21 protein-coding genes, 1 tRNA gene and 1 pseudogene are annotated in these 25145 nt (G+C 48.2%); 9 read left to right on the forward strand and 14 right to left on the reverse strand.

Annotation, left to right across the window (positions count from 1 at the left end; genetic code table 11):
* Window positions 1–45: 45 nt before the first annotated feature.
* On the reverse strand, window positions 46–1134 hold the full coding sequence (locus NQ842_RS21360; RefSeq protein ID WP_257256292.1) for a cellulase family glycosylhydrolase: 1089 nt from the start codon (window positions 1132–1134) through the stop codon (window positions 46–48).
* Between the two features lie 185 nt (window positions 1135–1319).
* Between NQ842_RS21360 and NQ842_RS21365 the strand changes: the two genes are divergently transcribed.
* Entirely contained in the window at window positions 1320–2327 is a 1008-nt protein-coding gene (locus tag NQ842_RS21365) for a LacI family DNA-binding transcriptional regulator (RefSeq protein WP_257256293.1), read from the forward strand.
* Here NQ842_RS21365 and fosA read toward each other — a convergent pair.
* Window positions 2313–2738: a FosA/FosA2 family fosfomycin resistance glutathione transferase gene (fosA, locus tag NQ842_RS21370; protein WP_014830489.1), complete on the reverse strand. Its 426-nt coding sequence runs from the start codon at window positions 2736–2738 to the stop codon at window positions 2313–2315. The genes NQ842_RS21365 and fosA overlap by 15 nt on opposite strands.
* A gap of 199 nt (window positions 2739–2937) precedes the next feature.
* On the opposite strand from fosA, the gene trpS reads away from it, so the two are divergent.
* The 4 genes from trpS to NQ842_RS21390 all read left to right on the forward strand — a co-directional run bounded on the left by trpS (window position 2938) and on the right by NQ842_RS21390 (window position 7249).
* Window positions 2938–3939 (forward strand): tryptophan--tRNA ligase, encoded by a 1002-nt coding sequence (gene trpS, locus NQ842_RS21375; protein WP_257256294.1) that lies wholly within the window; start codon window positions 2938–2940, stop codon window positions 3937–3939.
* Between the two features lie 218 nt (window positions 3940–4157).
* Window positions 4158–4655 carry a helix-turn-helix domain-containing protein gene (locus NQ842_RS21380; protein WP_257256295.1) on the forward strand — a complete coding sequence of 166 codons (498 nt, stop codon included), beginning with the start codon at window positions 4158–4160 and terminating at the stop codon, window positions 4653–4655.
* A 13-nt stretch (window positions 4656–4668) separates the two neighbouring features.
* Window positions 4669–5940, forward strand: coding sequence for a type II toxin-antitoxin system HipA family toxin (locus NQ842_RS21385; RefSeq protein ID WP_257256296.1), 1272 nt, complete (start codon window positions 4669–4671; stop codon window positions 5938–5940).
* Window positions 5941–6484: 544 nt separating this feature from the next.
* Entirely contained in the window at window positions 6485–7249 is a 765-nt protein-coding gene (locus NQ842_RS21390; protein ID WP_257256297.1) for a LecA/PA-IL family lectin, read from the forward strand.
* Window positions 7250–7291: 42 nt separating this feature from the next.
* Here NQ842_RS21390 and NQ842_RS21395 read toward each other — a convergent pair whose 3' ends face one another.
* Window positions 7292–7747, reverse strand: coding sequence for a type I toxin-antitoxin system SymE family toxin (locus NQ842_RS21395; protein ID WP_257256298.1), 456 nt, complete (start codon window positions 7745–7747; stop codon window positions 7292–7294).
* Between the two features lie 448 nt (window positions 7748–8195).
* Here NQ842_RS21395 and NQ842_RS21400 point away from each other — a divergent pair, with 448 nt between their 5' ends.
* A complete protein-coding gene (locus tag NQ842_RS21400) occupies window positions 8196–9209 on the forward strand; it encodes an HNH endonuclease domain-containing protein (protein WP_221345956.1) in 1014 nt (337 codons plus the stop codon).
* Entirely contained in the window at window positions 9209–9793 is a 585-nt protein-coding gene (locus tag NQ842_RS21405; RefSeq protein WP_221345955.1) for a bifunctional 2-polyprenyl-6-hydroxyphenol methylase/3-demethylubiquinol 3-O-methyltransferase UbiG, read from the forward strand. Before NQ842_RS21400 ends, NQ842_RS21405 begins: the two co-directional genes overlap by 1 nt.
* A gap of 37 nt (window positions 9794–9830) precedes the next feature.
* Here NQ842_RS21405 and NQ842_RS21410 read toward each other — a convergent pair whose 3' ends face one another.
* The 3 genes and pseudogenes from NQ842_RS21410 to NQ842_RS21420 all read right to left on the reverse strand — a co-directional run.
* Window positions 9831–10265, reverse strand: a complete 435-nt coding sequence (locus NQ842_RS21410) for a hypothetical protein (RefSeq protein WP_257256299.1) — start codon at window positions 10263–10265, stop codon at window positions 9831–9833.
* The gene (locus NQ842_RS21415) at window positions 10262–10963 is read right to left on the reverse strand and encodes a hypothetical protein (RefSeq protein ID WP_257256300.1); all 702 of its coding nucleotides are present in this window, start codon (window positions 10961–10963) and stop codon (window positions 10262–10264) included. The genes NQ842_RS21410 and NQ842_RS21415 overlap by 4 nt, the downstream gene beginning before the upstream one ends.
* A gap of 196 nt (window positions 10964–11159) precedes the next feature.
* A pseudogene (locus NQ842_RS21420) lies at window positions 11160–11369 on the reverse strand (hypothetical protein); the annotation flags it as partial.
* 262 nt (window positions 11370–11631) lie between these two features.
* Between NQ842_RS21420 and NQ842_RS21425 the strand changes: the two are divergent.
* Together NQ842_RS21425 and NQ842_RS21430 are read left to right on the forward strand one after the other, a co-directional pair.
* Entirely contained in the window at window positions 11632–13365 is a 1734-nt protein-coding gene (locus NQ842_RS21425) for an ATP-binding protein (RefSeq protein WP_257256301.1), read from the forward strand.
* Window positions 13362–15263 (forward strand): N-6 DNA methylase, encoded by a 1902-nt coding sequence (locus NQ842_RS21430; protein WP_257256302.1) that lies wholly within the window; start codon window positions 13362–13364, stop codon window positions 15261–15263. Before NQ842_RS21425 ends, NQ842_RS21430 begins: the two co-directional genes overlap by 4 nt.
* 80 nt (window positions 15264–15343) lie before the next feature.
* Here NQ842_RS21430 and NQ842_RS21435 read toward each other — a convergent pair whose 3' ends face one another.
* The 8 genes from NQ842_RS21435 to rraB form a co-directional block, all read right to left on the reverse strand.
* Window positions 15344–18406 (reverse strand): type I restriction endonuclease subunit R, encoded by a 3063-nt coding sequence (locus NQ842_RS21435; protein WP_257256303.1) that lies wholly within the window; start codon window positions 18404–18406, stop codon window positions 15344–15346.
* A 9-nt stretch (window positions 18407–18415) separates the two neighbouring features.
* Entirely contained in the window at window positions 18416–19555 is a 1140-nt protein-coding gene (locus NQ842_RS21440; RefSeq protein ID WP_257256304.1) for a restriction endonuclease subunit S, read from the reverse strand.
* Window positions 19548–21032 carry a class I SAM-dependent DNA methyltransferase gene (locus NQ842_RS21445; RefSeq protein ID WP_257256946.1) on the reverse strand — a complete coding sequence of 495 codons (1485 nt, stop codon included), beginning with the start codon at window positions 21030–21032 and terminating at the stop codon, window positions 19548–19550. The genes NQ842_RS21440 and NQ842_RS21445 overlap by 8 nt, the downstream gene beginning before the upstream one ends.
* 5 nt (window positions 21033–21037) lie before the next feature.
* Window positions 21038–22537 (reverse strand): class I SAM-dependent DNA methyltransferase, encoded by a 1500-nt coding sequence (locus NQ842_RS21450; RefSeq protein ID WP_257256305.1) that lies wholly within the window; start codon window positions 22535–22537, stop codon window positions 21038–21040.
* Window positions 22538–22882: 345 nt separating this feature from the next.
* A tRNA-Leu gene (locus NQ842_RS21455) sits at window positions 22883–22967 on the reverse strand.
* Window positions 22968–23072: 105 nt separating this feature from the next.
* Entirely contained in the window at window positions 23073–23795 is a 723-nt protein-coding gene (locus NQ842_RS21460) for a topoisomerase II (protein WP_257256306.1), read from the reverse strand.
* A gap of 30 nt (window positions 23796–23825) precedes the next feature.
* A complete protein-coding gene (gene miaE, locus NQ842_RS21465; protein WP_257256307.1) occupies window positions 23826–24584 on the reverse strand; it encodes a tRNA isopentenyl-2-thiomethyl-A-37 hydroxylase MiaE in 759 nt (252 codons plus the stop codon).
* Window positions 24585–24630: 46 nt separating this feature from the next.
* The gene (gene rraB, locus NQ842_RS21470) at window positions 24631–25056 is read right to left on the reverse strand and encodes a ribonuclease E inhibitor RraB (protein ID WP_047742963.1); all 426 of its coding nucleotides are present in this window, start codon (window positions 25054–25056) and stop codon (window positions 24631–24633) included.
* Between the last annotated feature and the right edge of the window lie 89 nt (window positions 25057–25145).

The following is a 25145-nucleotide window of genomic DNA, read 5'->3' on the forward strand; positions in this document are numbered from 1 at the left end:
TATGCCTGCCTGGTTGCCCGGCGGTCGGCCGCCGGGTCGATATTATTAGCCCTGCGCCTGCGGGGCGATCTTGCGCAGCTGCTGCATCAGGGCGATTTCACGGCGTGAGAACGGAATGCCGTTCTCCTCGAACACGTCGTGGAACCAGAGGCGGCAGTAGTCCGTGGACTCCTTCATCACCACCGGCCACGGCAGCCACGTCTGGGTTTTGCCGCGCACCAGCCCCCACTGGTACGGCGCGACCTTCGCCGCATACATCAGCGGTAGCTGCTCTTCCATCGTGCTGCCCACGTGGCGCGCCAGCCATTCGGTGCAGAACAGCGGCCGACCAAGCTGTTGCAGTTGCTGAATAATCGCCGTCATGCGCCCCGTGTGGGTGTAGGCGTGGAAGCTCACCACGTCCGAGAGCGCCAGCGCGGTCTGGTCCAGCGGATGCCGGAAGAACGTCTCGCCCTCCTCTTCCGGTGGCAGACGCCACGCGCAGACGGTGAGCGGCTGGGTCGGGTCTTCTTCACGTACCCACTGGAACGCCAGCTTCATTAACTCGTGCGCGCAAGTCTCCAGCTTCGCGTCGTACTGCACCTCCTGCGTGCCCGTCGCGAAAATGCCGCGGTTGCCCGGCTCGTTATAGAGATCCCACAGCAGCACGCGCTTATCGTCGCGGAACTGACGGACAACGTCGCGGATATAGCGCTCAATCTGCGGCCAGCAGTCAGGATCGCACACCTTGTCGCGCCCCGGGCTCGCCGCCGCCTGGCTGTTGTGCTTGCCCGGTACCGGCGGCTTTTGCGGGCCGAGGTACGGCTCGTCGCCGGAGAAACCGCAGTCGTCCATCAGGGTCAGCATGGTGCTGAAGCCGTGGCCGTCGGCAATCGTCAAAAAGCGGTCGATGCGCGCCATCAGCCCGTCGCGGTCGTGCTCCCAGACGATAAACGGCAGATTAATGCGCAGGGTGTTATAACCCGCCTCCGCCGCCCAGCCCAGCTCGCGCTCGATGGTGGCGGCATCGAAGGTCTCTTCCTGCCAGATATCGGTCCAGTTCACCGCCGTCGACGGCAGGTAGTTAAACCCGCACAGCCAGCCTTTTTGCTCGTACCACGCCTGTGCCTGCTCCCTGCTCCACTGCTCTTTCATTACGCGTCCTCTTACTGATAATATTTAGCTAATAAATATTAGCTGCGGGATAAATGCGCAAATCACGGCGTTGAGAAAAGCGATGCCCCTCACAAAGTTCACGCTTCGATGAATGAGAAACGTGATCGACGGCGCTAAAGCGTGCGGTTAGGGTATGATGCGAAATCGCGAAAGGGAGAGGATGGATGAAGCGAAAAACGAAAGTAACGATGAACGATATTGCGCGGGCGGCAGGCGTGTCGCAGGCGACGGTATCGCTGGTGCTTAACCAGTCCCGCAACATCAAGCTCAGCGACGACACTCGCCAGCGGGTGATTAATGTGGCCACTGAGCTCGGCTACGACCGCCTCCCCGCCGTTCACGCCCCGCGCAACCAGGAAGAGATCGCCCTGCTGGTGAGCTCCATGCAGAGCTTCGACCCGTTTATCGACGCCATCAGCCAGGCGCGGGAAGCGGCGTGGCGCAACGAGACCCTGCTCACCGTCTACGACTACGGCGACGACATCGAGCTGGCGCTGAACATCATCCGCCAGCTGGAGAAGCGTAACTGCATCGGGATTATTCTCGCCTCTCCGGTCACCACGCTGGTGGACATGACGGCCTTCCAGGACTGCACCCGCATTCCGCTGGTGCTTCTCAACCAGCGCGACCCCGGCTCGCCGCTGCTGCCGTCCTTTATCCCGGACGACTACGCCAACGCCTTCCAGGTCACTAAACACCTCATCGCCTGCGGGGCGACGCGCATCGCCCACATCACCGGTGAGAGCTGGATGGAGGCCTCGCGCCAGCGTCTGGCGGGCTACCAGGCGGCGCTGCAGCAGGCCGGACTCGCGTGCGACGACGACCTGGTGCGGCAGACCAACTGGCAGTTCAGCGAGTCCTTTACCGCCACCACGTCCCTGCTGAAACTGGCCGAGCGCCCGGACGCCATCTTCTGCGCCAGCGACTGGCTGGCGATTGGCTGCTATCAGGCGCTGGCGGTGAACGGCGTGCGCATCCCGCAGGACATGCTGCTGGCGGGCTACGACGACCAGAAGATCTCCGAGCAGCTCACCCCACCGCTAACCAGTATCCAACTGCCCTACAGCGAGCTGGGACGGCTGGCGGTGGAGTACCTGTGCAATCAGGAAGATGCCGCCACGCACGTGACGCTGGCGGGCAGGCTGAAGGTGCGCGCCTCAAGCCTCGTCTGAGGTAAACACCATGCCCGCATAGGGCTTCTCGCGACACGCCGCCAGCCGCGCGGCGAGGCTGCCCACGTGCAGCTCCAGCTTGTGCCCGTCCGGGTCGAGAAAATAGAACGACGCCCCCTCGCTTTTGTTCTGCTTCCAGACGGTAACGCCCGCCTGCTCCAGCCTTTGCGAGAACGGTTCAAAATCCTCTTCCGACACGGTAAACGCGTAGTGGGTGTAGTCGCTCTCCTGTGGCGGCACATACTGGCGCGCCTCGTCGTACGACAGGCAGACCCACAGATCGCCGCAGGTGAGATAGGCCCCGGTATTCCAGCGGGCGTGCAGCGCAAGCCCCAGCAGCTCGTGCCAGAAGGTGACGCTTTTTTGCAGGTCGCTGACCGCGAGGGTCAGATGGTTGAGTGATTGCAGCATGACGTGCCCTTTTGTTTTTCGCGCCGGACGTGATACGGTAAAGAGATGAACATAAACCACGCCGTGCTCACCGTAAACCGCTGGTGGCTGCCTTCTTAAAGGCGGCACGGAGTAGTTTTCCCCATTTTCAGATAGCCGCCGAAAGGCGGCTTTCTCACATCTAAGACCCCTTTCGGCATTACAACGTTAAGGAGTCTTTATGAACGCACCAACCACCCTCACCGGCGACCGTCCAACCGGCCCGCTGCACCTCGGCCACTTCGTCGGATCGCTGCGCCAGCGCGTGGCGCTGCAGCAGACGCACAACCAGTTTGTGCTGATTGCCGACCTGCAGGGGCTGACCGACAACGGCAGCAACCCGCAGAAGATCCGCGACAACATCCCCGAAGTGCTGGCCGACTACCTCGCCGCGGGCATCGACCCGAACCTGACCACGATCTGCCTGCAGTCCGCCCTGCCCGCCCTCGCCGAGCTGACGATGCTGTATATGAACATCGTCACCGTCGCCCGCGTGGAACGTAACCCGACGGTGAAAAACGAGATTGCGCAGAAGGGCTTCGCCCGCTCGCTGCCGGTCGGGTTTATGGCCTACCCCATCAGCCAGGCGGCGGACATCACCGCGTTTAAGGCCGAGTGCGTCCCCGTCGGCGACGACCAGCTGCCGATGATTGAGCAGACCAACGAGATTGTGCACAAGATGAACAGCCTGCTGCCCGCCCCGGTGCTGCGCCACTGTAAAGCGATGCTGAGCGACACCAGCCGCCTGCCCGGCATCGACGGCAGCGCCAAGATGTCGAAATCGCTGGGCAACACGCTGCACCTTTCGGCCAGCGAAGAGACCATCCACCGTGCGGTCAGCGCCATGTACACCGACCCGAACCACCTGAAGGTGAGCGACCCGGGCCAGATTGAGGGGAACGTGGTGTTTACGTATCTCGACGCGTTTCATCCGGACAAGGAGAAAGTGGCGGCGATGAAGGTGCACTATCAGGCGGGCGGGCTGGGTGACAGGGCGTGCAAGAACGAGCTGGAGGCGTGCCTGCAGGAGCTAATTGCGCCGATGCGGGAGCGGAGGGCGATGTATATGCGTGACAGGGGCGAGCTGATGGCGATGCTGAAACGCGGGACGGAACGGGCGCAGGGGGTGACGCAGGGGACGTTGAGGGAGGTGAAGGTTGGGCTGGGGGTGCCGGTGTTTTAAGGGTGAGGAATGAGTGACACTGGACGATTTACCTACACCATCTCATACTCGTTCCTCAGGTGAAAAGTGTAAATATTCTGGCCTTTTATTACCATAAAAGCAGCAATATTAGCATTATTATGTCTCATTCAAGCGCCTGAAGAACGTTCAGTATCGTAAGGAAAAGGAAGAATAGAATTATGGCAACATTGAGCGTAAAGAGATAAAATATTAGCACTATGGCTAAAAAAACCGCACCACTACTTCCTGATACGAACCAGTTGCTGATCGATTTTGGTGAGCGGCTCAAGCTGGCGCGCCTGCGCCGTAAACTCACCGCTAAACAGGTCGCAGAGCGGGCAGGCATGTCGCCAATGACGTTGCGTTCTCTTGAAGCGGGCGGAGCGGGAGTCACCATAGGCGCATACCTGTCCGTTATGCAGGTTTTGGGACTTGAGAGCGATTTGAACAAGCTTGCGGCTGAGGATGACCTGGGACGCCAGCTTCAGGACTCCCGGTTGATAAGGAAATCGTATAGCGAGCGATTATCAGCAAGACCGCTCAAAGCATCCAGGCGAAATGCGCAGGTGAATTCCTCGATTACGCCCAACACATGGGGTAAGTGGGCTGAAACGCCCACAACCGCCCCTACCCCCCAAAAAAAATCTCGGGCAAAAACGACAGGTGCAACATCGGCCTCACTCGCGGCGCTTTTAAAACCCAGGAAAAAACCATAACAGGTAACTGGCAATGACAATGATCGGCGTGTACGCAGACTGGGAAGGTTTGAATGGCCCCAAGAGGATTGGGTTCCTGCACAGCCGACGAACCCGTGCACGTGAATTATTTGAATTTGAGTACGATCCACAGGCACTGGCCGATCCTCAGTTAAATGTCCTGCAGCTTGACCCGGAAATTGGCTTGTTTGCAGGTGCTCAGTACCCAACGCCTCCGCGCGATAAATTCGGTATGTTCGGTGACTCCAGCCCGGACCGCTGGGGACGGATGTTGATGAAACGACGTCTGGAACGGGATATCCGTGAAGGGATCAGGGCAGAAGGAACGCAACTGTATGAATCCGACTATTTACTGGGCGTACACGATCTTTATCGGGTTGGCGCTTTGCGTTATCGACTGGAAGACGAAGGTGAATTTCTCGATAACCGAATCGACATAGCGGCACCGCCTTTTACCGAAATCGCTGCATTAGAGAGAGCAAGTCGGGCACTGGAGGACGATCCCGATAACCGCGCACTCATGGGCCAGGAATGGCTAAGGATGCTGATTGCACCCGGCGGTTCTCTGGGCGGCGCTCGCCCAAAGGCCAGCGTTGCGGATGACAATGGACATCTTTATATCGCTAAATTTCCCAGCACCAGAGATGAGTATGATGTTGGCGGCTGGGAGATGGTCGTTAATGCGCTTGCCGTCGGTTGCGGGCTCAACGTAGCTGCCGCCGAAGCGCACAAATTTGCCAGCGACCATCACTGTTTCATGGTGCGCCGTTTCGACCGGACCGATACTGGCCAGCGTCTTCATTTTGCTTCCGCCATGACATTAACCAGACATCAGGATGGCGAGGATGCCTCAACAGGCGTCAGCTATCTGGAACTTGCTGAAGTTCTGATAAGGCACGGCGCACAAACCCAGGCTGACCTGCGCGAACTCTGGTCGCGGATCGTTTTTAATATTTTGGTATCGAACACTGACGATCACCTGCGTAACCACGGGTTTATTCTGGTCCCTGGTAAAGGCTGGCGTCTCTCCGAAGCTTACGATATGAACCCGGTCTCCAGAGCAGACGGTTTGAAGTTAAATATTACAGAGGCGGACAATGCGCTTGATCTGGAGTTAGCGCGGGAAGTCTCTGACTATTTCCGGCTTAATCTAAAGCAAGCGGATGAAATTATTGCTGACTTCAGAGGAATAGTCAGTCAGTGGAGAGCTCTTGCGGAAAGGCTTGCTCTGCCCTTTCGCGAGCAGGAACAGATGGCGGATGCATTCAGGCTAGCCGACATATAATCGGGCTTATTCGCGTACTACTTCACTGCCATGTCTTTTTCAGCTGATAGCAGGATCCCCGATACCCGGGTCGCCGGGAGCGACATTTATATTGATACGGCTGAGGACGCGCCGGAAGACCGGTTGTAGAAAATTATCTATAACGCCAGACGCAATAATATCAGCTGCGTCTGGGTAGACGGCAAAACCGTCAATATTCAGTAGCGCTTGCATAATAATCCCGCCCCTGAGAAAACACCTGTATTTTCTCAGGGGAATTAAATTGCTATATATAACCCTCGCTTTTCATTCAGAACCGTTTTTTGCCAACGCAAATTAACTCAGATTTATCTTAAAAGGCAAATACTCAAACCCAGGCATGACCTGTTTTTAGCAAAATAACGCCCATCAATTCGTTATTTTTATATTTGCCGTCACCGATAACCAATTCTACGCTGTCTACGTCACACGGTCTCGTACCGTTGATATCAGATAACTATTATCACGCCGGGAATAATTAAGCCCTGCTGAAATACATAACCTGACATCCGAAGGGAGATAGAACATGTCTAGAAAAAGCGCATGGTCTGGCGCCATTGATTCAACAAAAGAACAGGGTATAAATACCGGTCTGAAGGTCAACCAAGGCGATAAGATCACCATTATCGCTACGGGCCTGATCAAATATGGCAAGGAAGATCACGCATGGGCTTACCCGGGCGGTAATATTGGCAAGAACGGGCAAAAAAAGGATATTGCCATCCTTAAGGCGCGTTTTAGCGAATCTGGCAAAAGCTATGATATCGGTACCGGCGTATATCAACTGGCTACACCGGAAAGCGGCGAGCTGAGATTATTTATTAGCGACTCATCCCACAGTGATAATACCGGTTCATTCCAGGCGGATGTTTATCTTGGGAGTGATGAAGAACTCGCGACACAAGACCCCGTTCAGTGGAAAGGCCACATTCCTGCAACCAGCAGTGAATGGGTGAAGACCGGGATCACCGTCCGCCAGGGCGATAGCATTCTGCTGGTTGCTGCAGGTCAGGCCCAGTATGACAGCCGCGGGCGCACCTTCGGACCGGATGGCGACAGCCAGCATCCTTCCGCTAAGGCACCAGACCCGTCGTTTGTTCTGCCGGGTGCCATTGCTGGTGCGCTGTTGATTAAAACAGGCGAGCACATCCATTCAATCGGTTCCGGCGGCAAGCCGTGGAAAGCCCCGGTAGAGGGTGAAATCGCCTTTATTTTTAACGATACCAATAAGGCATCGGAATATGCCAATAACACGGGCGGTTACGATGTGAATCTGATCGTGACGCGCTAAAGTGATGCAGGGTGAAATTCATTTTCACCCTGCGGTCTATGTTCAGGCATTACGCTTAATGACCGGTATATCACCGGTATCATTCAACGCCCCCGGAAACGTTTTTAACCACTGCGCGACTTTCTGTTTATTTATATTCATCACACTCATCCCTTCCAGGCATCCCCATAATTCTCTTGTATGCTGTGGCGTAATCACGATGCAGTCTTTCATAGCGCGTATTTTAACCGGCATGCCGTTGATAAAGCCCGCGCGGGTTAACCAGTCTCCGCCCAGAAGAAGGTATTTCATATCTATGCGTGCATACAGTTCGCAGCAGGCTACACTGTCCTGCGGCGTTTCCGCGCGGGGATGAATGGGTGCCGCGTTGGGCGGGTTGCCGTGAAGACGGCGGGCGCTGTTTTTGCGTACCAGCTCGCGGTTTTTAATCATGCCGGTGAAAGCGTCTGATTCTGTTTTGCAAACAGTAAACTCTGGCTTAAAATTCGTCGCAGCCATTTTCAACTCCTTTTCAGTTGCTGGTGGTTAGCGGTATGGGGGTGTTGCAGCACCTTCATATCGCGAATTCTTCTTTAATTTTTCTTTGATACTTCCTTTGCCGTTCGGCGTAATTTCTGGTGCTCATTATACAGGGCTGAATATAAATACAGCGGTTTGGTGTAGGGTAAATTTGGAATTTGCGAGGGGGATTCAGGAAATAGGGTTTTAATTCGAGAAATGACAACGCTTCGGCTGGAAACCTGTTCAACTCACCTCCTCCAGATATCTGTTCGTTCGCAAACCTGGCGCTAATGCCGCATCGGTTGCCTCAACACCTTTATCTCAGACCTCTCAAAAATTCATCAAACCTATAGATTAACGATTTACATCATCCTGATTTTGTTATGTGATCCTGTTACAGGCTTTAGTAACGCCCTGCCCAGCCAACCGTAACAGGACTTCATCGATGGAATTTTATCAGGCCGATCCGACGCTTGAGAACTACTGGCGTGGTGTGATCCTCTTTGGAAGGAACGTCGCATCTTACAAGTTCGCGCTGGCATCAGCGTTGTATGAAGTAGATAAGACGGGCAGAGATTTGATTACGCTCGACCAGCTTGCCGTGCCGTTCAGCCGCTATCTTTGCGAGCACCTGAAGCATGCACCAAAACAGATCACCTCCCGCAGCAGTCAATTTCTGGAAACCTGCCTGAAGTTCAACAGAGGTGAAATCACCCACGCTCAGCTCATTGAAGTGACGGTGCGCCTTGGCTTTAACAACGTGATTGATGCCTTTCACTACGTGAACCAGGGTGAGATCGATAAACGTTTTTTCCTCGATGAGCGCAAAACCCACAACGGGATCCGCCTGACGGACAACTTCTTTTTACTGGGCGAACGCCTGCAGTATAAAAACCTCGCCTTTGAAACCAATGCCCGCTGGAACCTGGTAGAACAGGCCTGGTCGATGGGGATTTCACGTAACCTTGTGGGCGTGGAGTTTGACGAAGATAATCAGCTGTTGTTCACGAGGGTGAATGCGCGTCGCGTAGACATCACCAGCTGTCGCGACAGTCTGAATGGATACCAGAAAGGACGGTGTTTTTACTGCTTTAAACCCATCAGCCTGGTACCGGGAGACGCAGAACTGGCGGATGTTGACCACTTTATTCCCTGGGCTGCCCGCCATGAAGTGAGCAATATTAACGGCGTATGGAACTTAGTGCTGGCCTGTCGATGTTGTAACCGTGGCGTTGAAGGCAAGTCGGCACGCATTCCCGAGCTCAGGCTCCTGCAGCGGTTACACACCCGCAATGAGTATTTTATTCAGAGCAAACTGCCGTTACATGAGACGATTGTTCTACAGACAGGGCAACGTCCTGAAGCACGGAAAAGCTTTCTTCAGCGTAACTGGCAGGCCGCGCTGGGCAAACTTATCCATACCTGGAAACCCAACGCGGAAGGCGAGGCAACGTTTTAATGACACTTCACTACTATCAGAACCACGCGCAGGATTTCTTCGATGGCACGGTCAATGTTGATATGACCCCGCTATACGAAGCTTTTACCCAACATCTGCCTAACGGTGCCCGTGTTCTGGATGCGGGCTGCGGTTCAGGACGGGATGCAAAAGCCTTTCATGAGATGGGTTATCAGGTGGATGCTTTTGATGCCTCTTTCGCGATGGTGGAGCTGGCAAGGCAACATACCGGGTTACCCGTGCAGCTGATGACATTTTCAGAGATCGACGGTAAGGCGCAGTACGATGGGATCTGGTGTTGTGCCTCTTTGTTGCATGTCCCCTCTTCTGAGTTGCCTGCTGTGATGCAGAAACTTGCGGATGCGCTTAAGCCTGGCGGCGTCTGGTACGTGTCCTTTAAGTATGGCAAAGGTGAGCGGGTGCAGGGTGAAAGACGGTTTACGGATCTGGATGAAGAGGGGTTGCAGGAGTTGCTGAAGGCGGTACCGGGGATAGGGATCGTTTCGCTGTGGGAGACTAAGGATAACCGCCCGGACAGAGATGAGACATGGCTGAATGGGATATTACGAAAAAACGCCGCTTGATCGTCAGGCGATGCTAATCGACACGGAGTAAGTTAACTCAGTCACTCATCACTTTGGTCAGCTCAACTTCACCCGCAGCGGCGTTGAAGTACAGATAGAAAATGTCCCCTTTTACCTGATCGGGTTTTGACCAGATTTCCTTTTCCCCAAGGCGACGCTTTTCCTTGGTGTATCCCAGCGTTTCGAGATACGCGCGTAACGGCGCTGCACCTGTAGCATCTTTAAAGAAGATGCTATTTGAAGGGGCATAGCCATCGCCGGGATGCGCCTCGAAATAGTAGTCGTCCGTGATACGCGGGGCGTTTTCAATATCCTTATCTGTCAGCGTGTGGTAGTGGAAAAAGTCATTTTCGGTGTAAACCGTCGTTTCATCCGAACCCGATGCCACGAGCCAGACAAACAGCCATCCGAGGATAAAGACTGTGGCGACCGAGAGTGCACACCACTTCAGGGCTTTTAAAAGGATTGTCATAGCTTAGCCCCCATGAATGAGAGCGATGTCCCATCGTTTGTAATGACCTTCACCACTCCGGATGTGAAATCGTCCCACGGCCGAAGCCATGTCATAAAATGCGGAAGATTGACCATATACGGCTGATGCCGCACACACTGATCCTGTGGATCAGGAAAGAGAATCGGGCGAAAGCCATGGTTTTTATGGGTACCGATAGCACCGTAATAATCCCAGCGGCGAGCGGCTGATTCATAGCTCACTGGCTTGAGACGATAGCCGTACCGGCCAGGAATAATTGCCCGATAGAATCCGAACAGGTCAGACACCAAATCTTCACCGCTAAAGCCGCTGTCCGTATACCAGGAGAATGAACGCAGGCTTTGCAGCCCTTCGAATCTGGAAGCGGTGTTCATCATCATCGCCAGCATGATTCTGTTAATGTCTTTGGTACTCCGGCCACGCTTAATTTCCCAGTGAGAGAACTTCCCCACGCCGAGCCGTGATTTGAATTTTATGACGCCCATATCTTGCCGATACATGACGGAATAAGATGGCTTACTGCTACGCTCTCCCTCGACGAATTGACGTTTGAGCGCCGCCACGTCATTGCCACGGGCATGTCCCATATCAAGCCAGCCTAACACCTCGGTGTAGACGATTCCTCTGTCGAGAACGTCGAATAGTGCCCCATCCTTAATCTCTCTTCTGGTGCTCATGCTTACATCTCCATATGTAGTCTAACTGGCTATGTTATAGACGATTTTTTTGGCAGTCCAGACAAGTGTTAGAGAATGAATCGACCGAGGCGCAGTATGAGCATCGAGTGTTTTCGTGTAGTGGCACACTAAATTAGGCCACCTGAATAGAGGTGATATCATCGCCTCATAGCAAAAAAACAGGTGACATTTCGACCGGACGTAACATTACCTCGACGGTCTTAACCTGCTCGTCTTCGTCCTCGAAAAACGACTGCACGATCTTTTCATCCAACCTGCCCCGATCGACATCCATCCACTGATTAAATGACTCTTCATCTTTGCGCTCAAATGTCCCTTTTCCAGACTCGGCATCAGCTAAGGTATTACGCCAGTATGAAGTGAATCCTTGAGTATTGCTGTCCATTCCCCATCCTGTGACTTAAATAAAACTATTGATTTTGTTGATGTTGACATAGTTCATGGTTGAAAATTGTGCACTAGCGAGTAAGAGCGCAACGATTTGTTTGTACAGAAGAAACGATTATTATATGGTCTTATAGGGCAGAGCGCATTGCTACCATCATAGAGTTAAAGATGATTTGGTCGAGACTGTAATGGACCAGACTAAGGGAAGTAGAATTTTAAAAATGACTGTTGCAGACAATTAAAAAAGTGGAACTATAGAAATGCAAATCATGTTACCCAAAAATACCTTATATGATAGAGAGCAAAATATCTTTTTTGAAAAGATAACTGCTTTAATTGGTGAAAATGGTGCTGGCAAATCCTCAGTTTTACAATCTGTATTTATTAATTGTTTAACGAAAAAATACCTACCAGAAACAAAAGTTGTTTGTTTTTCCTCTGGGCAAAACGAGAAATATTCAACGTATTTTTCTGATTATCTTTCTCATGAAAGACAAGCGAATCGAGGACTAAATTTAGATTGCTGTTATTACGATAAATCATGGTCAAAGTTACTAATATTCATATCCACAATTTGTAAATCAAATGGTCTTGTTAGAAATTTTTTATGTGAGAAAGGCTATATTGATGCATCAGATGATAAAAGTGATGATATATCAAGCAAGCTTACATTGACGGTCCGAGTAAATTCGGCTTACGTTAATCGAGTAAAAATGGCATTAGCACAAGAAGAGCAAGGCATTGAATATACTTTAAGGTATTCAGCTTATCATAGGACTTTAGAAAGTTTCATTAATAATATTGTTAATGCTGATTACGATTTCGAGTCTCCACTTGAAGCTCAAGAGATATTGCTAACTCATTCAAATTTTTTCAACCCATCATTTGAACAAGCAGAAGATTCCTTTTTTGATCCTATCATAACATTTTTCACTCAAGCAGCAGATAATGATTACTTTATAATAAAACCATCATTACAGCTAGAGTTTAAAAACAATATCGAACTGAATGATATTAGCGATGGGGAGTATCAGGTACTCTTTTTATACTCTCTGCTTGATATTTTTGATAGTCCTAACACTTTATTCTTATTAGATGAGATAGATTCCCATTTACATTACAAGAATATTGAGCTCTTATGGCATCGACTACATAGTATCAATGGTTATGCGATAACAACCACCCATCTATTAGACTCAATTACAGCCGCTGATAATGATTTTAAAAACTTAAAGATTGTTGATAAAGGAAAAATAAAAGAAGACGATAAAATAAAAACTATAATAGAACGTTTATCTGTCTTAACAAGAATATCAGATGTTCAGTTCGAAGTGTGTCGTAAACTAGAAAACATTGTACTAATGGATGATTATAACGATTGGACTATTTTTTATGCTTTAGCAAAGAAAAAAGGACTTGATGTATCAAAGTTAGATTGCCTCCATGCTATAAAACAGTCCTCTGGTTACGATAATTTAAATCAAGAGTTCGCAAAACCAAAATTAGAGTGGATTAATTCGCTTTTAAATACAAACCCTGAAAAAAAAGTCAAAAGAATATTTATGATCTGCGACAAAGACGAGGCTCCAATTACCTATCAGAAAGACGGGGTTCAAGTCAATGGAAGTGAATATTCGAAGCATATAACGAAGTTGGAAAATAAAAACAAAAATAAAATATACCTCCTTGCATGGAAAAGAAGAGAAATAAAAAACTACTTATTATCTTATACCGCATTGTCTCATCATGGATTTATCGAAAGAATAAACAATGGAGATCTTCCAGCTAACAGCTATTTAAAAGAAAATAATCCCGGAGACAATCCAGCAATTAGTCGGCTTAACGTAAAACCTTGTATCACAGAAATAATTGATTCTGAAGGTATAGGATTAGATATATCAAAACTTTATTCATATATAGAACTTATACCACCCTCTGAAATTAGTGATGATATAGAGAATATGTACAATTTTTTGGTGGAGAAATTAAAATGAATGCCTCTTTATTTGAAGAAATGCTTACAACAATCAAGAAAAAGAGCTCGATAAGAAATACTGAACAAGCGGTAGAGTTAATTTCATTGTTTGTTTTTTTTCATTATATAAAATTATATCTGCATGAACATAATAAAATGGTTTTAGATATAAAAAACTTATCAGGCAACAACATTAATGAAATTAAAATTCATTACAAGCAGTTATATGAAAACTTTATTTTATCGTTAGATATAAAAAATACAAACCATGACGTGCATGAAAAACTCATGAGCAAGATCGATTTTTTAATTGACAATATCAATGACCATGAAATAATTAAACATATAGATCATTCTCTTTCACATATACATTCACTCACAGAGTTCTATCAATATGCAAATTCTTACCAATCTTTAATTCTTAGGATGGTTAATGAATCTGGTCGATCTGGGGAATATGTTACTCCTTCTGCTATAGTTCAGCTCATGGTTGAAATGTTATCACCTACAGATGGCAAATCAATCTACGACCCAGCATGTGGTACCGGAGGTTTATTAATAGAGTCAGCACGACATATTAATAGCAATAACTTGAGCAACAATTTAAATTACTCCCTTATTGGTAATGACACATCATCATTTGCCTGTTTAATCTCAATTGTTAATCTTTTAATCAATGAAGTATTTAATTTTGAAATAATCCTAAAAGATAGTTTGGAACAAAATTATACAAATGAAAAATATGACTTTATTTTAACTAACCCACCATTTGGGAAAAAGAGCGGATGGGATAACGTTCATATTAACACCCATTACAAAGGACCTAATCTAGACTATTACTTCCTAGAGCATGTTATTGATTCTCTCAGTGTTAATGGCAAAGCAGCCATAATATTACCAGAGCGTTTTTTATATGATGTGAGTAAAGAATGCATTACTCTTAAAGATAAGATTTTCAAAAATTATAATTTAGAATGTATTTTATCCATACCGTCGGGCGCATTATTGCCCTACACTGCAGTAAAACTATGTATTCTTTTTATAAGTAATTCTGGCCCAACTGATAGAATATTTTTCTACAATTTAAATAATGGTGAAAAATACTCACGTACAAATACTATAAAATTCGATGATTTTATAGATTTTTTAGATTCTGGAAAAAAAAGAAGAATAACAGAGCACTCCTGGATTATAGATATGAGTGACACACCTTTATCTTATGATTTACTCTTAAAAGATAAAGAGCGAAACTCATATGAGTTCTTTAGTAATTCTATATCTAACATTGAACAGACAATACGTAATAATAAATTATTACTAGCCGAGTTATCTTTATTAAGAGAAAAAATAGCAACACTAGAATCAACAATAAAAAATCATTCTCATGAATATGAATTTGAAAGAATTAAAGTTGGCAATGTTGCAAAAATAAAATCTGGAAATTTATTACAGAAAAATAAACTATTATCCGCAGGACCAATTCCTGTATATGGCGGAAATGGAGTTATTGGATATAATGATGAGGCAATGGAAAATGGTGAAAATATTATTATTGGTAAGGTCGGAGCTCTTTGTGGAAACGTTCGGTATGTTCAGGGTGACATTTGGGTGACAAATAACTCGTTAATTATTAAGAATGATGCACCAAATAAGATTTTAACACCCTACCTTGCAAAATTACTATCTACTTTAAACTTAAGAAGGCTCGCCGTTGGCACCGCTCAGCAATATTTAACCACAACACAAATAAAAAATGTAGAAGTTAGCATTCCATCTTTAACGACTCAGCATAAATTAAATATGTGGCTTGATGAGTTAGATAATACGCTTGAACAATATAATGAGCTCATTGAAAAAATAATGAATGATAAGCAAGCACTTAAAGAGAATTTGTATAAAGGTCTTTTAATAAAATAGTTCACAGTAGTAGGGTGTCTATAAAACACCCTGCTACTAGTTGCAAGTACATTGTAATATCTATACTTCCGAAGCTAATATTAATAATGCTCCTCAATGTACCCATACGCCTTCCTGAACAACTCTTTATCTTTCCCTAGTCCAAACTGGGCCAAGGTCAGCAAAAGCGCCTTTTGGATTTCACGCGGGCCACTGTTGGAGTTTTGCCAGCCATCGAAGCGGGTTGCTTTAACGATCTTATCGATTTGCTCAACAACATCACCGATTAACTTTGGAGTAGTTTCTGGGCGTGTTTCGAGGAAAAGCTTGGTCAAAGCCTGTTTATTATCAGCTTCAGTTACTGGGCGCTCGCCCGTTTCGCGCTCGGCTTGTACGGTCTCTTTCGCAGCATCCAATAGACCTTTCAACCAGTCGATAGCCTTGATAACACCAGCTTCATAGTCCTGACGCAGTTTTTCCAGACGCTCACCCAATGCCACAAATTTAGGATCATGGCTACCGCGCAAACGCCCCATAAGATCAATCTCCAGGCGTTTGGCGCGTTGTTCCTGTTCTTTAGCGGTCAGGGTAAAAATAGCGTGCTCGTCCATGATCAACTCGTCAATATCATCGCGAATACGATTGATATCAGTATGCTCATGGATCATTTTGATGGTTTCAGGACCAAGCGCAGCCCAAACAAGCGCACCTGTCTGCCCCACCGGACGCACCGATTCATAAATTTGCGCCAGCCATTTATAGTCCTGACGATAAGGGGTCAAAAAAGGATCTGGGTTGATAGCTGACCATAACTTAGATAACACTCCAAAGCTGGCAGCGAATTCATCACGCTTCTCGTTAGTTGGCAGACATTCTTGCGCGGCCATAATACCTTCAAAACCTTCTATGGAACGATCCACACCAGGGAAGAAGGATAGACATTTATTCAATTGCAGCGGCAATAGCTCTTTAAATGCCTCAATTCCTTCCACAACCCCTTCAACTTCTTCAGGATTATAGGCCAGAGCGGTACGCAGATTTTCGAAAACACCGAGGTAGTCGATAATTAATCCCATGTCCTTGCGTACATCATCGGTTTCGTACAACCGGTTGGTTCGGCACATAGCCTGAAGAAGAGTATGATCGCGTAGAGGCTTATCGAGGTACATGCAGTAGCAAATTGGTGCATCAAAGCCAGTAAGCAACTTGGCGGTAACGATGATAAGCTGTAACGGATGCACAGGATCTTTAAAGCATTCAATCAGATCCTTCTGTACCTGCTCTTCCGCATCAATGTGCTGCCAGCGTTCGAAATCGGCTTGTTTAACAGGTAGCCCCAATTCGTCATGCCATTTGAGCCAGTCCTTGTTGAGCTTATCTTTTTTACCACCCTCTTCAGCTTTAACCGGAGCCTGGTCAACGTTCATAACCACTTCAACTGCATTAAAACCGAGCTTTTCACCGAGCAAATAATACATCTGCACACAGGCTTCGCGATCATACACTACCACCATGCCTTTCATCTTTTTCGGCATAACATGGCTGGTAAAATGCTCAACAATGTCATTACTCACCGCAGCCATACGTCTGGGAGATTTCAGCATAATAGCCAGCTTGCCGGCGCGTCTGGACAATGCTGCCTTTTCTTCTTCATCCAGGTTGTTTTCAGTAGCAAGTTGCTCGAATTCTTCGTTGATAGCATCGCGATCCACTCGGAGTTCGGCCAGCCGAGGTTCAAACTTCACGGGGTTAGTCGCGCCGTCACGGATCGACTGCTTATAGCTATAGCGGCTCATATAGCGCCCTGGATCTTCTTCAGCACCGAACAACTTGAATGTATTACGATCAATGCCAGAAATCGGAGTACCAGTCAGGCCATAGAAGTGGGCATTGGGCATCGCCCAGCGCATTTTCTCGCCTAATCCACCTTCCTGGGTACGGTGGGCTTCGTCAACCAACACAATGATGTTGTCACGGTTGTTCAGGCCATTGGGGTTGCTATCATCAATTTCGATATCTTTAAATTTAAAGATAGTGGTGATTAAAATGCCACGGCTGTCTTGCTCAATGTATTCGCCCAACTTTTTGCAGCTTTGCACTTTTATCAGATTCTTAACGTCGGCTCCACCAAAGGTTTCATTAATTTGGCTGTCCAGATCTCGCCGGTCCACTACGATGAGTACCGTTGGGTTTTTTAACGCATTGTCGGCACGCAGCATTTTAGCGGCGTAAAGCATCAACAAGGATTTACCCGATCCCTGGAAATGCCAAATCAGACCTTTTTTGGGATAGCCTCTGCGAACACGCTCAACGATTTGTTTTGCTGCTTCAAATTGCGGGTAACGCGGCAGGATTTTAACGCGTTTAGGCGGAGTATTCTTGCCCGTTTTGACGGTTGAAAATAATGCAAAAGATTCCAGTAACTGTAATAAGGTTTGCGGGTTTAACAAACTCTCGCAGCTGTTGAGTACCGATGCTAATCCCGGCAGAATCTCATCACGAAGCTCAGTATTATGCCAGGGCCCCCAGTCTTTAACACGAGCATTAATTGCACCATAGGCAAAAGTTTTACCTTCGCTGGCAAAACACAGCAAGTTAGGTACAAAGAAAGATTCAACATTTTTCCAATAGTACTTTTTGCCCCCCATGAAGTCGGCGGCACCGTCTTGCCAGGTCACGCTAGGGCGCGTTGCGGTTTTAACTTCGCCCACCACCAGTGGTATACCGTTCACATAAAGGACAATATCAAAATAGACTTCAGTGGCCGCGATATAGTGGACCTGCTGTGCCACCACAAAGTGGTTATTTTCTATATTGTCAAAATCAATCAGATTGATGGTGATATGGTCGCCATTCTCGCCAAAAGGCAAGGTTTTGTCGGCCATCAACCATTCCTGGAAGTTTTCATTGGCCTTTACCAAACCGGTATGGCGAGTTTCTAAAACCACTCCTCGCAGTTTGTAAATGACCTCATCGGCATAGTCAGGCTGTCTGCCGATATCAGGGTTTAACGAACAAAGCGCGTCTTTTAGCCACTCATCAACGAAGATATCCTGCGCTTGTTTAGGCAGGTTTTCACCGTGGCAGTAAGTCCACTTGACCCCGCTTAATCCTTTTAAGCGGTCGATAATTCCATTTTCTGTAACGGTTTGTTCGTTAAACATGCTTGGCCTTTAGAATGTGTTAATTATACTTCTATAGATATTTTCTCTACGTTGCAAATTGCACTTAAGTTCCTCTAAATGCTTATTAGCATTACTTGCAGAAATCTGAAGTTCAACAGGCGGTATAGGAAGATTAAAGTCCAACAATTTTGCGACAGATGTATGCCTAACAGTCGTACCGCTACTCGTTGCAACTATTTTTCTTCTAAATTGAGTAGAACACATGAACATAAACAAGAAACTTGGTTTAAGTTCTTGCGATCTAAACTCCACCAAACCAACCCTCTGATTATGTAGATATTTCTTACTAGACTCTGGAATGAAGGCTGGCAACCCCAATGTATCACCATCCTTTGAAAGATCAGTCATATTCACGATTAAATCACCACCACGTAACTTAAAGTCACGGATAACATCACCACTATAAAATCTATCTTTGGAAGCGTTGTACCCACCTCCTAGATGAAAATTACCGGGGGTAACAATTACAGAATCTGTTTCTTCATCGCCGATGTTTTTACCACTGTATGCATAACCATTTTTAATTGAAATTAGATCAACCAACGGTAATTGTGGATAACTTGAAAATCTTTCAAAAAAAGAATCAATAAGCTTTTGACGATACACGGCCAATGTGTCTAATGCATCCATACCTAGAGCGTAGTTTTTCAAATTACTTTTCAATAAATTAGAAACACTAACTTGTTCTGACCTCGACGGAATTGTAAGTTCGAAAGCTTTTAACGACGTAAATTTAGTTCTTGGAGATAGAGAACCGCTTGATGTCTTAATCGCGTGATCCCAAAACAAATCCTTCTGCAAGATAAATGGCAATAAAGTAGAGACTATCTCGTCTTGATTAGATTCTAAAACAATAATATCACCAGAGCATACCCCATCAAACTCTGCAATTGCCGCTTTTTTAAGATAAGGGCGACGTTTTCCAAATAAGATATGACCTTTTTTGAAAACCCGAGTAAAACTTGGATTATCTTCTTCGATTATTCCCCAACGTTTAATCTTGAGCGAGCCAGAATCCAAGTGCTCCAGACCAATATATCGTTCATAACCATCGGCAATCGGATCTTTGGTGGTAATCTTTACTTCTCGGCAAATATCACCAAACTTAATTCTTTGTTTACTAGTCATTTTTCTCCACCTCATAACCTAACTTCGTGAGGCTATCGAATAATTTATTAGTATGTTTTTTTAATTGCACGCGGCTGATTTTCCATGCCTCTATAGCATGCTGAATGTCATGAGTTTCGACACTACTTTGTGCTTGGACATACAGTGGTATCGATAAGTTGTAGACATTATCTTTAATAGCCTCGATATCTACTAAAGCAGTAATGTGGCTTTGCATATCCGGATTAAAAAAAGCCTCGCATAACACCGCCAAATCATTATCTGATAAGCGACTATGCGCTCGCTCCCGGGTAACATATTCTACCCCATTGATAAACAGAACCTTATTTTTGCGCTCAGCTGATTTATTGCAATTAAGCACCACCACGCAAGATTCCATCGGCGAGTTATAAAACAGGTTCGGTCCCAAACCAATTACCGCTTCAATAATGTCAGATTCAATCACCTGTTTACGAATGCTCTGCTCGGAATCGCGGAACAGAACACCATGTGGCCAAAGCATAGCAGCACGACCGGTATCGGGTTTTAAGCTTTTGATTATATGGGTATAAAAAGCATAATCAGCGCAGCCTTGCGGTGGTACGCCATAAAGATTACGACCATATGGATCGGCAGCAAACTTGTCACGATTCCATTTTTTGATGGAGTACGGCGGGTTGGCAAAAATTACATCAAACTGCTTAAGTCGATCGTTTTCAATAAACTTAGGTTCGGCCAGAGTATCGCCGCGCAGTACATCAAACTCTTCAATGTCGTGGAGGAACATATTCATACGGGCGATAGCAGAGGTTAACAGGTTCACCTCCTGTCCATAAAGGTGCACAGAGCGCCACTCTTCACCTCTTGCACGGAGATCCATCACTGCATTTAGCAACATCCCGCCAGTACCGCACGTTGGGTCATAGGCAGTTTCACCCGGTTTTAAGCCCATAATGCGCGTCATTAAATGTACGACTGTTCGGTTGGTGTAGAACTCTGCTGCCGTATGGCCGGAATCATCAGCGAATTTTTTAATCAGGTATTCGTAGGCTTCACCAAGATCATCCTGGGCGACAGATTTAATGCCGAGCGGGATTTTACTGAAATGTTCAATCAGATCAGCCAGCAGATGATCGGGCAGGCGCTCTTTGTTGGTCCACTGCGCATCACCGAAGACGCCATGTAAACGCGGGTTATTGGCTTCAATTAGTCGAAGCGCATTCTGGATCGCTTCACCGATGTTTTTACTGGTATTGCGGACCTTTTCCCAACTGGCTTCAACTGGAATGTTGAAACGGTGAAACATCGGCATGGCGGCATATTCGGCATCGCCTTCATGGAGCTCCATCGCCTCGTTATATTCTTCCAGATAGACATCTGACAGGCGTTTATAAAATAGCAAGGGGAAGACATACTGCTTGTAGTCTGAAGCGTCGATTTGGCCGCGAAGAAACTCAGCAGCTCCCCAGAGCAGCTCTTCCAGTTTTTTATTACTCATGGAACTCATACTTCGAACCCTTCTTTGATAAGCAAGGCTTCCAGCTCCTCTTCTGCTTTTTCCAGTTCAGCCAGCTTCCGTTGAAAATCTTTGAGCGCCTCTTCCACACTGATGGTTTCTTCTTCGAGTGGCTTTTGCACATAACGAGCAATATTTAGATTGAAGTCATTTTCTTCAATCTCCTTTAGAGGAACCCAGCGCGCTACACCTTCGATTTCTTTTGCATCTGGACCCTGTTGCGCCTGGTCATGATAGATTTGGTATATGTCATCGGCCTGCTTGTTGGACAGCGTATTCTGCGCACGCCCCTTGGTATAGATTTCTTCAGCATTGATGATCAATACATGATCTTTATGAGTTGCCGGGCGTGATTTGCGCAGCACCAAAATACACGCAGGAATACCAGTGCCGTAGAACAGATTGGAAGCGACACCAATAATCGCTACAATGCGATTTTCTTGCAACAATTTGGTTCGAATTGCCCCCTCAGATCCGCCACGAAACAGCACACCATGAGGTAATACGACAGCCATACGCCCATTGTCGTTAAGTGAAGCAAACATATGCTGCACCCAGGCAAAATCACCATTTGTTTTAGGTGCCAAGCCATATTGCTTACGGCCATAGAGATCATTAGACCACAGATCGTATCCCCACTCCTTCAAGCTAAACGGTGGGTTGGCAACAACGCAATCGAAGGTTTCTAAACGATCACTTTTTAAAAACTTAGGTTCGCGTAACGTATCCCCCCGAACAATATCGAAGTCTTCCTGACCGTGGAGGAACAGGTTCATCCGTGCAATAGCTTCCGTCGTCAGGTTTTTCTCCTGACCTTTGATTTTTAGCAAGCGCGGATCGCCACCGTTTTCTTTTACGTGGTAAATCGTCTCGAGCAACATACCGCCTGTGCCACAGGCTGGATCGTAAACACTCTCACCCGCTTTTGGATCGAGAATGTTAACCATCAAACGAACGATTGTGCGTGGGGTGTAGAACTCACCAGCTTTTTTGTTAGCTTTGTCTGCAAAACGTTTGATTAGATACTCATATGCGCGGCCCATGACATCATCACGGACACTTGCAACACCCAGGTTCACCTTATTGAAGTGATTAAGTAGCGTAGCCAGTAACTCATCTGAAAGGCGTTCTTTATTGGTCCAACTGGCATCCCCAAAAATACCATGCAGTTTAGGGTTTGCCAGTTCTATACCACGGAAGGAGTCTTTTAAGGCCTGGCCAATGTCTTTGGTCTCAGCGAAAACATCGCGCCAGTGACAATTCTCTGGTATCTGAATACGGTGAAACATCTTCCCCTTGGCAAGCTCTGCATCCCCAACGCTCTCCATCGCATCGGCAAATTCTTCGTCATATACATCACAAATGCGCTTGAAGAACAGGATGGGGAAAATGTACGTTTTGTAATCTGACGCATCAATAGGCCCAGTAATAATATGGGCTGCATGCCAAAGATGGGCCTCGAGGTCTTTTAGGTTAATCAGTGTCATTGTCTTCTCTTTTCGATTCTGCGACGCCGGAACCTTGTACAACAAAACATCTATGCCGTAGTTGAAAAGCAATCTTTCACTTCAGTCTTCGTCGTTAGACTTTCGGAAGCATTTTTTGAAAGCATAGTGCTATGGAGTTAACATCTGAGCCGGTAGGTTAGTATCGTAAGAATTATTACGCCCATAAACCAGCCTTTTTAACATCAGGCGTGATTAGTGTCGTTGTGCATGATTATAGTTATAACTTCATCATGACAGCTCCAGCATTGTGAGTGGGAATAGCAATTTTTCACGGATTTCAGACACAAAAAAAGCCGCCCTTAAGCGACTTTGATTTGCATCTTTTGGTGCCGAAGGCCGGACTCGAACCGGCACGTATTTCTACGGTTGATTTTGAATCAACTGCGTCTACCGATTTCGCCACTTCGGCACTGAAGGGGATGCGGAAACGTTGTGGATTATACCTGTCGCGCGCCGCCATGCAAGCGACGACGCGCGAAACCCGCGCTAAGTGCCCAAAAAACCAGCGCTACCGTCAGTCCAGCTCAGACACCGCCAGCCGAATCACCCTCGCCGCCTTCTGCTCCGGCAGCGCCAGCACCTTTGCCCACATCTCCTGCACCATATCGCAGGAGAGCTTCTCTTTGCCCACCGCCTTCTCCGGTGTCTGCAGCAGCTGGATGTCCTCACCGTACTTATCGGCAAGTTCCTTCATAATCGGCCGCACATCTTCGACTGCCGCCTCGCGCTCGGCCTGGGTCACGGTGTGGCGGTTTTTGCCGTAGGCCGCGCGCATCATGTCGGCGTCGGCCTGCATGCGCCGGGCCATCAGGTCTTTATCCAGCATGCGCATCGGGTTGATGCCGCCCTTCACCATCGGGTAGAGGAAGCGGAAACAGGCGTCGTCGCTCACCTTTTGGATGGCGGCGGTCTGTTCCATGTTGATGGTCATGTAGTTCACCACGTTGGCGTCCGGGGCGTTTTGCAGGCGCGTCATCTGCAGATGCAGGATCTGCGGCTGGATGGTGTCGATAATCTGCTGCTCCGGCTCGCCCGCTTTTTGCAGGGCGGCCATCTGGTCGAGGATGCGCTGATGCAGCGCGGGCTCCTGCTCCTTAATCACCTGCCAGGCGGGCATCGCGTTAAGGGCGTTATCCATCTGTCGTTCCGGGGCGCGCTGCCTGTCGAAAAACACCCAGAACGCCACGGCGGCAGCCGCAATGACGACAATCACAATACGGGTCCACGTTTTATTCATCTCGCATCCTTATCCTTGAGTTATGCCGGTTTACACCGGCACGCCGCTGTGGAAGCGAAACTCGTTGTCCGGTGTCGAGATAAGTGTGGCTTCAATTTCGCCAAAAAGCTTTATGCGCGGTGAGATATCGTCGTCGCTCACCTGCTGGGCCAGCGTCAGGTAGTCCTGATAGTGGCGCGCTTCCGAGCGCAGCAGCGAGAGATAGAACTTCTGCAGGTCGTCGTCAAGGAACGGGGCCAGCGCGGCGAAGCGTTCGCAGGAGCGGGCTTCGATGTAGGCGCCGCAGATGAGCTTGTCGATCAGCGTCAGCGGCTCGTGGGTGCGCACTTCCTTCAGCATCCCTTTGGCGTAGCGGCTGGCGGTGATTTTGACGTAGGGAATGTCGCGGGCCAGCATCGCCTCGCGCACCTGCCAGAAGTGGTGCAGCTCCTCTTTAATCAGCAGCACCATCCTGTCGATGAGCGCCTGGCCCCACGGGTCGTCGGTTTTGGGCATCACGCTTTTGCCAATCTGCCTGTGCAGGGCGATGAAGTCCGGCTCCGGGCCGTCGCGGAAGGTGAACTGCTCGTAAGGTTTGAGCCACTCGAGCAGCGCGTCGGCACCGCTTTCGTCGGCGACGTATTTACGCACCAGCAGCAGCGCGGTCTGGGCGGCCTTGAGCTCGCACACCATGTGGTCGGTGAGCAGCAGCGGCAGGTTCGCCGGGTCGCGGGCTTTATCAATCCATGCTTGCGGGGTCGGGCACTGGAGGAAGTTGAGTACAGGGGCGAGTATCTGCGGGTAATCCATGGTTCTGCCTTGAAAAAGCGGTGGCGTGCGCCACCGCCTGAAACGCTTAGTGACGCACGCCGTCGTCGTCTTCGTCGATGTAATCTTCGTCGTCGCCTTCTTCGCCGTCTTCACCGTTCGGATCTTCGAAGTAGGTTCCCCAGCCGTCGTATTCCACTTCAAACTTCTCGGCCAGGTTCATCAGCTGTTCGACCTGCGCGTCGATCAGCTCCGCCTTCAGCGCGCCTTCGCTCAGGATGTCGCAGCAGATGACGGTATCGCCCTCTTCCACTTCCAGCTCTTCCGGCTCGGTCACTTCGTAACCCAGTTTAAAAGCTTCCACCGCCATTTTTTCCAGCGCGTCGAAATCATCCGCAGAGAAATGGTGCTCGATGGTGTACAGCGCGTCCGGATCGCTACCGTCTTCCAGCAGCTCTTCAATAATCAGACGCGTCTCTTCGCGTTGTTCTTCCAGGTGTTCCGGGTTTGCCATGGCTCATTCCTCTTTAAAGTGCGGCAGATACTTCTATTTTCACACACGGACGTGTTTGCCTCCACCTTTGTGAGAAAGATTTGTTAAAC

It is taken from the genome of Enterobacter cloacae complex sp. R_G8 (genome assembly GCF_024599795.1).
Classification (GTDB): domain Bacteria; phylum Pseudomonadota; class Gammaproteobacteria; order Enterobacterales; family Enterobacteriaceae; genus Enterobacter; species Enterobacter dissolvens.